This window comes from Zavarzinia sp., assembly GCF_049306435.1.
GTDB lineage: Bacteria > Pseudomonadota > Alphaproteobacteria > Zavarziniales > Zavarziniaceae > Zavarzinia.
Genome location: NZ_JBAQRT010000032.1, coordinates 1 through 9989 on the forward strand (window position 1 = coordinate 1; position 9989 = coordinate 9989).

General features: G+C 66.2%; 9 protein-coding genes. 5 read left to right on the plus strand and 4 right to left on the minus strand.

Annotation, left to right across the window (positions count from 1 at the left end; all coding sequences use genetic code 11):
• The coding region (locus WAZ62_RS01560) for an ELM1/GtrOC1 family putative glycosyltransferase (protein WP_422641773.1) at positions 1 to 363 on the plus strand (363 nt) is incomplete at its 5' end.
• Here WAZ62_RS01560 and WAZ62_RS01565 read toward each other — a convergent pair.
• The gene (locus tag WAZ62_RS01565; protein WP_422641774.1) at positions 341 to 2830 is read right to left on the minus strand and encodes an ATP-binding protein; all 2490 of its coding nucleotides are present in this window, start codon (positions 2828 to 2830) and stop codon (positions 341 to 343) included. The genes WAZ62_RS01560 and WAZ62_RS01565 overlap by 23 nt on opposite strands.
• Positions 2831 to 2973: 143 nt before the next feature.
• Here WAZ62_RS01565 and WAZ62_RS01570 point away from each other — a divergent pair, with 143 nt between their 5' ends.
• From WAZ62_RS01570 to WAZ62_RS01580, 3 genes are read left to right on the plus strand one after another with little or no spacing between them, the layout of a single operon-like run.
• The gene (locus WAZ62_RS01570; protein ID WP_422641775.1) at positions 2974 to 3267 is read left to right on the plus strand and encodes a DUF1244 domain-containing protein; all 294 of its coding nucleotides are present in this window, start codon (positions 2974 to 2976) and stop codon (positions 3265 to 3267) included.
• A 58-nt stretch (positions 3268 to 3325) separates the two neighbouring features.
• Positions 3326 to 4669, plus strand: a complete 1344-nt coding sequence (locus WAZ62_RS01575) for an ActS/PrrB/RegB family redox-sensitive histidine kinase (protein WP_422641776.1) — start codon at positions 3326 to 3328, stop codon at positions 4667 to 4669.
• A 14-nt stretch (positions 4670 to 4683) separates the two neighbouring features.
• Positions 4684 to 5247 carry an ActR/PrrA/RegA family redox response regulator transcription factor gene (locus tag WAZ62_RS01580; RefSeq protein WP_422641777.1) on the plus strand — a complete coding sequence of 188 codons (564 nt, stop codon included), beginning with the start codon at positions 4684 to 4686 and terminating at the stop codon, positions 5245 to 5247.
• 80 nt (positions 5248 to 5327) lie between these two features.
• Here WAZ62_RS01580 and WAZ62_RS01585 read toward each other — a convergent pair whose 3' ends face one another.
• Entirely contained in the window at positions 5328 to 5627 is a 300-nt protein-coding gene (locus tag WAZ62_RS01585) for a hypothetical protein (protein ID WP_422641778.1), read from the minus strand.
• Between the two features lie 408 nt (positions 5628 to 6035).
• Between WAZ62_RS01585 and WAZ62_RS01590 the strand changes: the two genes are divergently transcribed.
• Complete coding sequence (locus tag WAZ62_RS01590) at positions 6036 to 7106, plus strand: hypothetical protein (RefSeq protein ID WP_422641779.1); 1071 nt, start codon at positions 6036 to 6038, stop codon at positions 7104 to 7106.
• Between the two features lie 60 nt (positions 7107 to 7166).
• On the opposite strand, the gene WAZ62_RS01595 is transcribed toward WAZ62_RS01590, so the two are convergent.
• Together WAZ62_RS01595 and WAZ62_RS01600 are read right to left on the minus strand one after the other, a co-directional pair.
• Positions 7167 to 8285, minus strand: a complete 1119-nt coding sequence (locus WAZ62_RS01595; protein ID WP_422641780.1) for a ferritin-like domain-containing protein — start codon at positions 8283 to 8285, stop codon at positions 7167 to 7169.
• Positions 8286 to 8412: 127 nt separating this feature from the next.
• Positions 8413 to 9989 (minus strand): DHA2 family efflux MFS transporter permease subunit (locus tag WAZ62_RS01600; protein WP_422641781.1); only part of this gene is annotated, 1577 nt, incomplete at its 5' end.

The window sequence follows — 9989 nt, forward strand, 5'->3', positions numbered from 1 at the left end:
ACGCCGTCGCGGCGCACCGGCCCCGCCGCCCTCGACGCGCTGCGCCAGGCGCTCGGCGACCGGCCGCGCTTCATCTGGGACGGCAAGGGCGACAATCCCTATTTCGGCCTGCTCGGCCTTGCCGATCAGCTGGTGATCACGGCCGATTCGGTTTCGATGATCTCGGAAGCGCTGCTGACCGGCCGGCCCGTTCATGTCGCCCGACTGCCCGGCCGCTCGAAGCGCCTCGGCCGTTTCGTCGACGATCTCGTCGCCGATGGTTATGTGCGCTGGTTCGACGGCAGCTTCGGGCGCTGGACCTATGAGCCACTGGACGAGATGCCGCGCATCGCGGCGGAGGTCAGGCGGCGCCTAGGCTGGTGAAGACATCGATCCGGTTCAGGGTCGCGTCCACGATCGTGTCATAGAGGTCGAGGCGGGCCGGCAGGTCCTCGGGCGATATCGGGCTCGGCCCGTCGAGGCGGATGGTCCGCGCGACGGTGGCGATGCCGTTCGCCCCCATCTGGGCGGCCATGCCCTGGATGGTATGGGCGGCCTCGCGCAGACGGGCGGCGTCGCCCGCCAGCGCGGCGTCGCGCAGGATGGCGCCTTCCTTGACCAGGGTGACGCGGAAAGAAGCGACCAACTCCCGGATCGCCTGGCCATCCATCACATCCGCCAGTTCGTCGATCATCGCGCGGTCGAAGCCGGGATCGGCGCGATTGAGGCCCCGCAGGGATACCGGGACGGCGGCCGGGGCCGTTCCCTTCCGCGAGCCCCGCGCCGCGATCATCGTCCCGCTCTGGTCGAGCAGGCGGGACAGGGTCTCGTCGAGGGCAAGCCAGTCGATCGGCTTGGTGTGCAGGGCGTCGACGCCGCTGCGGATATAGATTTCGATTTCTTCCGCCAGGGCGTCGGCGGTCAGGGCCACCACCGGACAGGTCGCGGCGACACCGTCGAGCGCCCTGATATGGGCAAGGGCGGTCGGCCCGTCCATCACCGGCATCCGCATGTCGAGAATGACGAGGTCATGCGGGTTGTTGCGCTGTTCCTCGACCGCCTGCCAACCGTTCTCGACCGTCGTCACCCGATAGCCGCGCCGGGTCAGCTGTTCCCGGATCAGGAAACGGTTGATCTCATTGTCTTCGGCGACAAGGACACGGGCACCATTGTGCGGCGTCGCCGATGCCGGCGCGGGGGAAGCCACGGCGGATGCCGCGCGCGGCTGACCCGGGGCCCTGTCGAGACGCACGGTGAACCAGAACCGGCTGCCGTTGCCGATGGCGCTGGTCAGGCCGATTTCGCCCCCCATGGCCTGAACCAGCCGGCGGCAGATCGCAAGGCCGAGTCCCGTGCCGCCATAACGCCGCGCGGTCGAGGCGTCGGCCTGGACGAAGGGCTCGAACAGATGGGACTGGGTGGCGCTGGATATGCCGACGCCGGAATCCTGTACCGAGAACAGGAGGTGGATGGGTCCCCCCGTCGGCATCTCGCCGAGGGTCCGAAGACAGACCCGAAGACCGATCTCGCCGCCCTCGGTGAATTTGACTGCATTGCCCACGAGATTGGTCAGGACCTGTCGGATGCGGGTCGGATCGCCGGTCAGCCAGGTCGGCACATCGCGCTCGATCACCGTGGTCAGCCGGATGTTCTTCTGCTGGCAGCGGGCCTCGAACATGTCGGTCGTGTTTTCGAGGACGTCTTCAAGGCGGAAATCGACGGCCTCGATCTGCACGGCGCCCGCTTCGATCTTGGAAAAGTCGAGAATATCGTTCAGCACTTCGAGCAGGGCATTGGCCGATGTCGCCAGCACCTTGACGAGCTGGGCCTGACGGCCGGTCAGCGCGCTTTGCCGGAGCAGGTCGAGCGTGCCGATGACGCCGGTCATCGGCGTGCGAAGCTCGTGGCTCATCATGGCGAGGAAGCGGGATTTCGCCTCGCTGGCGTCCTGCGCGCGGTCCCGGGCCTGCCGAAGGTCGATCCGATTGCGCTCGATGTCGAGCAGGCGTTTGTAGAACGCATGGCCGCCGACGATCAGCACCGACAGCGCGGCGGCGAACATCGCGATGAACAGGGTCTGGCGCCGCCACCATTCGGCGGCGATATCCTGCTTCGAGGTGGTCAGCGTCAGGTCGAGGCCGAGGCGGGCGATCGGGGCCTCGCCGGCAAGGCGCGGATCGGCATTCGCGACGCCCTCGATTTCGGCGTCGGCCGCGGTGACGGTCATCGGCAGGGTGCCGCCGATGATGAAACGATCCTTTCGGGTGCGGGCCATGATCTGGCCTTTGGAATCGAGTAGGGTGACGACGCTGGCCGGCCGGCGCAGGACGGTGCGGAAGGCCGCGACCATGTAGTCGGGATCGATCGCGCCGACCAGCAACTCCCCGGTCCGCAGCTGGTAGGCCGCGATGATCAACGGCCGGCCACGGCGATCCTCCTGCACCGCGCCGACCGTGGCGGGGCCGATACCGGGCAGGGTCAGGGGCGCGCGCCAGGCCGGCTCGCGAAGCTGTTCCGGCAATCGGCCGCCCCGCTGGGCGGAGCCGAGCAATCGGCCCTCCGCCGTGTAGAGGCCGAGGTCGACCACCGCGGGGTTCACCCCCAGCAGGCGATGAAAGGCGGTGCCGATGGTCTCGGCGTCATCATGCGACTGACGCGCTTCCGTCAGTTCGCCCGCCGCGGCCATCAGGCTGCTCGTGAAGTCGAAGGTTCGGGCCGTCCAGTCGCCCAATATGGTGGCGCCCAGCCTGGTGCTCGCCGTGATCTCGCCAAGAAATGCCCGGCGGTCGAGCAGCAAATGGGTGCCGAACAGCAGGCCAAGAATGGCAATGAGAGCCGACAGCCGCCACATGATGACATGGGGCGGTGTTCTCGGGGTCCGCGGAGGAGGCGCAGCGGACGCAGTCATGGACGCTGGCGGGGCGGTTGCATGGCGGGATTTTCGCTGCCAAAAGTTAATCAACCCTATGCGCTTCACCGGAAAGGCGATCGACCATGGATGACGGAACCCGGATCGAACTGGAGGCGGCCGCCTTTCGCCGCCTCGTCGGGCATCTGCGCGAGCGGGTGGATGTCCAGAACATCGACCTGATGACTCTGGCGGGCTTCTGCCGCAACTGCCTGTCGAACTGGCTGAAGGAGGCCGCCGACGAGGCCGGTGTCGCCCTGAGCAAGGACGAGGCGCGGGCCGAAGTCTACGGCATGGCCTATGACGAGTGGAAAAAGCTGTACCAGCGCGAGGCGACGAAGGAACAGCTCGCCGCCTTCAACACAAAGTCAGAGGGTTAGCGAGCGCAATGCTGTGGCCAGGGGGCCGTCCACTCTCTAGTCTGGCGCCATGGCGATCATGATGCAGTCCCCGCGCGAAGACCTGGAACGGGAAAACCCGGCGACATCGCTGACCAAGGCGGCGGCTGGCGCGCCCCTGCGGCTCCACACCCTCGTCCTGTTGCGCTGGCTGGCGGTTGCCGGCCAGACCGGCGCGCTGTTCGTCGTGGCCGTGATCCTCGATTTTCCGCTGCCGATGGTGGCGATCTCGATTCCGATCGCGGCCTCCATCCTGCTGAACATCGTGCTTCAGGCGGTCTATCCGGCGGCCAAACGCCTGTCGGACCGGGAGGCCGGACTCTATCTCGCCTATGACATCCTGCAACTCGCCGCGCTGCTCTATCTGACCGGTGGGCTGCAGAATCCCTTCTCCTTCCTTATTCTGGTGCCGGTCACGATTTCGGCGACGATCCTCGAACTCGGGCTGACCATCGGCCTTGGCGCGCTGGCCTTCGCCTGCATCACCATGCTCTCGGTGCTGCATCTGCCGCTGCCCTGGCGGGGCCAGCCCTTCGACATCGATCCCATCTACATGATCGGCATCTGGGCCAGCCTCTCGCTCGGCATGGTCTTCATCGTCACCTATGCCTGGCGTGTCGCGGCGGAAGCGCGGCGCCTGTCCAGCGCCTTCGCCGCGACTCGGGATGCCCTCGCCCGGGAACAGCAGCTTTCCGCCCTGGGCACGCTGGCGGCGGCGGCGGCGCATGAACTCGGCACGCCACTGGCGACCATCGCCATCGTCGTCCGCGAACTGGCGGACGACCTGGCGGACAGCCCTCAGGCCGAGGATCTCGCCATCCTGCGCAGCCAGACCGCGCGCTGCCGCGAGATCCTGTCGCGCCTGTCCCGCCGGCCCGAGGACATGCGGGACGAGACCTTCTCCATCCTCGGCCTGACCGCCCTCGTCGAGGCGGCGGCGGAGCCTCATCTGCGGCGCCAGATCAATTTCCAGATCGAGGATGTCGGCGAGGGCGAGGAACCGCAGGTCCGGCGCAGCCCGGAAATCATCCACGGCCTTGGCAATCTGGTCGAAAACGCCATGCGTTTCGCCCGGGAACAGGTGGTGATCACCATCGACTGGGACGAGCGGGAAGTCGTGGTCGCCGTCAGTGATGATGGCCCCGGTTTCTCGGCGGAAATTCTCGAATCCCTGGGCGAGCCCTATGTGACGACGCGGAAGGGCGAGGGGCTTGGCCTTGGCGTTTTCATCGCCAAGACGCTGATCGAGCATTCGGGCGGGCGCATCGGCTTCTTCAATCGGGTCGGACGCGGCGCGGAGGTTGCGATTCGCTGGCCCCGGGGCATATTGGACATTGGCGGCTCCGGTCAGGCGACCGCCGCCGGCGACACTCGGAACGAGTGAGCACGGGAGACAGAATGACCATGGACACCACGCCTGCGCCCTCGAACGTCGACCCTAACCGCACGCTGCTGCTGGTCGACGACGATGATATCCTGCGCGAGCGCCTGGCCCGGGCGCTGGCCAAGCGCGGCTATGCTGTCACGACGGCGCCATCGGTCGCCGCCGGCATCAGCGCGGCGCGCAGCAATCCGCCGCGCTATGCCGTCTGCGACCTGCGTCTCGCGGATGGCAATGGCCTCGACGTCATCGCCGCGATCCGGGATATCAATCCCGATGCCCGCGTCGTCATGCTGACGGGTTACGGCAATATCGCGACGGCGGTTGCCGCGGTGAAGGCCGGCGCCGTCGATTACATGGCGAAGCCCGCCGATGCCGACGATATCGATGCCGCCCTGCAGGCCTCGGGCGACACGCGGCCCGAGCCGCCGGATCGGCCGATGTCGGCCGACCGGGTGCGCTGGGAACACATCAACCGCATCTATGAACTGTGCGAGCGCAATGTCTCGGAAACGGCGCGCCGGCTGAACATGCATCGCCGGACCCTGCAGCGTATCCTGGCCAAGCATTCGCCGCGCTGAACGGCGGACAGGCAAGGGCCGGGTCCCTCGGGGGAACCCGGCCCTTCCTTCCAACGGAAGAGGCGAGTCGAGTCCCGGCGTCAGCGGCCGTTACGCTCGCTGGACGGGTAGTCCGCGACGATCTCGAGATCGCCGAAACGATCGGTCTGGCCCGCGTTGGCGGTCGGCGCGTTCTGCACGACGATGCCGGGGCCGCCCATCGGGTCGTTATCGACGAGGGCGAGGGACAGGACGCTGCTCGGCGCCGCCTTCTGCGCGTAGGTGATGCCGGGACCGTAGCCGTCCCTGCCGCCGGACTGCTGCGCCGCGCTGGCGCCGCTCGAGGCGATGGCGGCGACCGAGAGGATGGCGAGGGCCGAGAAGATGTTACGGGTGTTCATGATAGTAACCTTTCTGATTACATAGGCGGGGACGTTCCCGCCGTGGCGGGACAGGCCCGTGTTCGGGGTTCGATGGTGTCAAGCCTGGCTGCGCGAGCCGCGCGTCTCTTACAAGGGCGTGAAAACGGGTATCGGTCGCTGGCGGCCGCCGCTGCGGGGAATGACCCAGGCGCGGTTGGCGGGTTGGAAGCCTCTGTCTGCGATCCTCGTCTTCATCTCGTCCTTGTCCTGAAGTTCGCCGGCCCCCGTGGCGAGGTTACAGGCCCGGCCAACGTCCAGCGCTTTCCCGTCATGCGGAAATGTCGGGGCTGCCCGATACCGCCCGATGTCGATCCGGCGCGAGGTCGATCAGCGATTGCCGCCTTCTCCCGCGCTCCGTAGAATCAGGCGATTGACGGGGGATGCCCATTGAAGACCGCGATGATTCTGGTCACGACGGCCGCGCTGCTGGGCGGTTGCGCCTTCGACCTCGGCTATGGCTGGGGCACCGATCTCGATGCGCCGGTCGAGGCGGTGGAGGCGCCGCCCATGGTCAGGATCGCGCCGCATCCCGGCAAATATCTGCTGGTCCTGCGCGACGAGGCGCTGGCGACCCGGGTCCTGCCCTCCGATTACGACTGCAACGCCGAGGCCGTCACGCTCGACCTGCGCGAGGCTTTCGACCTGTCCATCCGGCGGGTGGTGGCGCCCACGGTCGAAGCCTACGAGATCGGCGCCGAGATGCTCGATCCGGCGGCGCTGCGGGCCGGGGGCTACGCCGGGCAGATCGTGGTGACGGCGGATCCGCCGGTCGCCGACCTGTCGTTCGAGCGGCGCTTCTGGTTCGACCGCAAGCATTTCGCCGAAATCTCGCATCATGCCTCGACCGCGCGGATCGACCTCTCGGCCGTCATCCATGTCCAATATGCCTCCGGCAAGGTGGTCGAGACCCGGGTCGCGGCCGAGCGGCGCTATCGCAACCCCGATGGCTGGCAACTGGCGTGCGAGAATGCGGTCCTGGCGCTGTCGACGGTGGCGACCGACGGCTTGAGCGGCTTCATGCGCGAATTCGCCGGGCGGATGGTCGGGCTTTCGCGGGGCGACGAACATTGGTTGCCCTCGACGCAAGGGGGGCCGGCATCGCCGCTGGCCGCCATCCTGCGCGACCGGACCTTCGACCTGCATTCGATCAAGGGTGATCCGCGCCCGACCGTCGATTATTTCGATGGCAACTGGCGCTTCGTCCGGCTGGAGGGCCGCTGCGCCAAGGTCGGCCGCTGGTCGGTGAAGCGGGATTTCAGCGGCGAGGCCCTGTGCATCGAGGTGCCGGGCGCGGCGAAGAACTGCTACCGAGTCGGGGGCACGCCCGACCTGCCCGCCTATCACGCGCTGACCGGCGATGACGAGCGGCCGCTGACCGCGGCCTGGCGCGCGCGCGCCGGCAATGCCGAGGACTTCCGCCTCGACGAGGATCGCTGCTTCGATCCCCTGCCGTATTGAGCGGGCAAAAGAAAAGGGCCGCCGGCTCGCGCCGACGGCCCTTTGTCAGAGGGTAAGCCCTTACGCGACCGCCTTGCCGAAGCTCTTACGGTTCTTGTTGATACCCTTCAGATATTCGATGCCTTCCTCGGCGATGGCATCACCCACGCTGTAGTCGCCTTCGGCCTTCAGCTGGACCATGTCGACATACTGCTCGTAGAACCACTTGGTGCGGTCGGTGATGATGCCGGCGTTCAGCAACGTCTTGATCAGCACGCGGAAGATGTCGGTGCCGTCCTTCATGCGCTCGCGGCGCAGGTCGTCGGTCGCGGCTTCCAGCACGGCGGCCTGCACCCAGGCGGGATCGAGGCCGAGACGCTCGTAGATCCAGCCCTTCTGGTCGGGGGAGACTAGATTGAAGAACAGCGACTGGAAGCAGTTGAAGGCCCAGTCCTCGACCTTGTCGTGTTCTTCCTGGCTCAGCTTCGGCATGGTCCGGTCGGCCCAGATCTTGCCGAACTTGTGGTGGAAGGCCTCGTCGGTCATGACCAGCTGGGTGGTCTTCTTCAGAAGGGGATCGAAGGTCTTGGCGTGCAGCATGGCGAAGGCGCCCATGGCGAGACCTTCGACCAGCATCTGCATCCCGACCAGCTTCTTGTAGACTTCTTCCGCCAGCACGAGTTCGGTCAAAAGGTTGCCGAGGATCGGGCCGACCGGCGCCGGCTTGCCCCAGCGGGCCTGGATGTAGCGGGTGAAGGCGGTGACGTGGCGCGCCTCTTCCCGGGCCTGGTTGGCGGCATATTCCTGCGCGCCCGGATCGACCAGGATGTGGCACAGGCTGGCCGACAGGCCGAGGGCCCCCTGTTCGCCGTGCAGGATCGACGACAGCGACCAATGGGTGTTCATGTTGACGAGCTGGATCTTCTGCTTTTCGTCCAGCTTGTCGGCGACGGCCGACTGCAGCTCGACCATCAGGTCGAAGGGCAGCAGTGGCTGGTTTTCCATGTCGAAGGGCTGGGAGAAGTCGATATAGGCCGGATCGAGCGGGTCCCAGAAATGGTCATGGGTCGCGGTGATGATCTTGTCGAACGCGGTCGAGCGCTGGCCATAGCGATCGACGGCGATCATGGCGCCGAAGTCGTTGGGCCGGACCGTGTTGTAAGCCGGATCCTTCGTGATCTGGGAGACCAGAGCATTCATTCCATTACCCTCCCTTGGGATCCCCCGTGTTGTTTGGTGTCGGGGTGATCTGATTTTCTGTCAGACTAATTCGAGGGTGCAGATGTGGCAATGAAAAAGTGAACTGTCCTCACGTTTTGGACGAATGTCAGTGTTCGGCGACGATCGTCGTCGCCCGGGGCAGGCGCATCAGGGGCACGAACAGCAGCACGAAGACAAAGACGCCGGCCATGATCAGCAGGACATCGGTGAAGGCCAGGACCGAAGCCTGTTGCTGCACGATCTGGCGCAGCATCGACAGGGCGCCCTTGTCGCCGTCGATGGTGCCGCCGGCGGATGTCGAGATATAGGTCGACAGGCCTTCCAGCTTCTCGGTCGCGGCCAGCCGGGCCGGATTCACCGCTTCCGACAGGCGCGAGACGTGAAGCGCCAGCCGGTCGGTCAGCAGGGTGTTGATGGCGGCGAGGCCGAAGGCGCCGCCCGTGTTGCGCATCAGATTGTAAAGCCCCGAGCCGTTCTTCATCTGGTCGATGCCGAGGGCGCCGAGGGCCAGCATGTTGGCCGGGATCATGCACATCATGATGCCGAAGCCACGCACCGCCTGGGGCAGCACGAAATCGGAAAAGCCGGATTCCGAGGTCAGGAAGGTATTCAGATAAACGCCGAGGGCGAAGAAGAACACGCCGATGCCCAGCACCACCCGCGCGTCGAGCTTGCGGGACAGGATGCCGGCGATCGGCGTCGCCAGGAACTGGCACAGGCCGGTGACGGCCAGCACGGTGCCGATGTGATAGCTGTCGTAACCCGAGACCCGGGCGAGAAACAGCGGCAGCACATAGACCGAGCCATACATGCCAAAGCCGATCGAAAAGGCGATCAGGCAGCCGATGGCGAAATTGCGGTTGGAAAAGACCCGCAGGTCGATGACCGGCTGGGCATAGGTGAAGGAGCGCCAGAAGAACCAGCAGGCGCCGACGGCTGCGGCGGTGGTGAAGCCGACGATCGTGTCCGACTGGAACCAGTCGTCCTTGGCGCCTTCCTCGAGGACATATTGCATCGAGCCGAGGAAGACCGCGACGGCGAAGATGCCCTGAAGGTCGAAGCCCTTGAGCAGCTTCAGGTTCGGCCGGTCGATGTCCATCAGCGTCGCCGTCGTCAGGGTGACGAAGATGCCGGGGATGATGTTCAGCAGGAACAGCCAGTGCCAGGACAGGGCCGAGGTGATCCAGCCGCCCAGGGTCGGGCCGAGGGTCGGCCCCATGGTGGCGATCAGGCCCATCAGGATCGAGGCGCGGGGATTGTTGCGGCCGAGGACGAAGAAGGAGGTGGCGAAGACCGTCGGGATCATCGCGCCGCCGAGGAAACCCTGCAGCACGCGGAAGAAGATCATCGATTCGATCGACCACGAGAAGGCGCAGGCGAGCGAGGCGAGGGTGAAGCCGCCGCAGGAAATGACGAAGAGCCAGCGGGTGGAAATCACCTGCGACAGCCAGCCCGACAGCGGAATGATGACGACTTCGGCGATCAGATAGGACGATTGCACCCAGCCGATTTCGTCGGGCGCGGCGCCGAGGCCGGCCTGGATCTCGGACAGGGAGGAGGCGACGATCTGGATGTCGAGGATCGCCATGAACATGCCGACGACCATGACGAAGAAGCCGATCAGATGGCGCTTCTCCGGTCGCGGGTTGCCGGCTGCGTCCATGCGGATGGTCGTCGCCGCCT